Genomic DNA, 1258 nt, shown 5'->3' with positions numbered 1-1258 from the left:
CTTACGAATCCCCTCATTTTTATTGTTCAAATAATACCGAAGATCCGCTTGTATAAGCGGTGCTGAGACAGGTAGTAAGAAAACTTCGCCATCAGCTTGATGGCATTCTCTTCTTTCATCTTCGGTAACATCTGATAATAGATGCAGCCTTGTCGGAAGAAGGAATAGGTACGGGTTTTACTGGTATTGACCTTTATCGTCTTCTCCAGTCCCGCAGCATCACCGGCTTTGCCCAGCAAGGTTAGCAGCACGATGGCCAGGGCGCTGAACAGGAACAAACGGTCGCGGCGCTTGGTGGAACTGATATGCGTATCAGCCATGCCCATGCCGAACTTGTAGTCCTTGATGTCACGGAAACTGCACTCGATTCCCCAGCGCTTGCCATACAGTTTGAGGGCATCGGCGGCTCCCAAGTCCCGTCGGTTGCTGGCCAGAAACCAGGCCTCTTTCATATCGGCTTTCTTGCAGCAGAACACCCGGGCAACCGGCTGTCGCTGAGCCGTCAGCTCTACGTCTTTCAGGGTGCGTGTGCGGCCGCTGGGCGTCAGCCATTGTTTGGCTTTCTTGAGCTCTCCGCCGACCGGACAGAGCAGAATATTGTCTTTAAAACGAATGAGATAATTAAACTCCAGCTTGTCTTCCAGCAAGGCGAACAAGGCCGTATCACCGAAGCCGCGGTCGGCGACGACGGTCACTGTCACGTCGTCTGGCAAGCTGGTTTTCAACTTCCACAACAGCTCGTCTTCATGGGCATTGCGCTGGCCCTTTAGCTGCGATTTCTTGTGGGTTTTCCACAGCAGTGGTGTGTTGCGCCCATGGCTGGTCTGCATGCTCAGAACGATGCTGCTATGGTCATCGGCGTCGAACTCTGTCCAGTCCATCGAGACCACGATTTCCTTGCGTTCAGCTACCACGTAAGGCACCCAGTCATCGAACAGTGACCAGACATTCAGCTTGGTATTGCTCAGCAAACGATCCACTTGCTTGATGGCGTATTTACGCTCCAAGCCATTTGCCTGAGCGAGGCCATTGCCGATGGCATGAATGGCCAGCGAGCTGGATTCAATGACGCCCTGAGTGGCATTGGCCAATGAAAGTACCCGCTTGGCATGCATATCCTGGCCGAAGATGTCATGGAGGTGTTCAGATATAGTTTCACGGGTGATCATGAGCTGCCGTGCCGTCGAGTTTGGTTCAAAGACGGGTAGTCTACCCGCGAGGCCGCGCCAGCTCTAGCTCATATGAGGGGATGGCTAAG

Annotated in this window: 1 protein-coding gene; it reads right to left on the bottom strand. The window is 53.3% G+C overall.

The annotated features are described in order from the left end of the window. Positions 1 to 26: 26 nt before the first annotated feature. Entirely contained in the window at positions 27 to 1169 is a 1143-nt protein-coding gene (locus tag HNR62_RS16050) for an IS4 family transposase (protein ID WP_204797087.1), read from the bottom strand. Positions 1170 to 1258: the final 89 nt, after the last annotated feature.

Origin of the sequence: Oceanisphaera litoralis (assembly GCF_016907015.1) — a bacterium.
GTDB classification, from domain to species: Bacteria; Pseudomonadota; Gammaproteobacteria; order Enterobacterales; family Aeromonadaceae; genus Oceanimonas; species Oceanimonas litoralis.
Note: the sequence above shows the minus strand (reverse complement) of the source record. Positions and strands in the feature narration are given on the sequence as shown.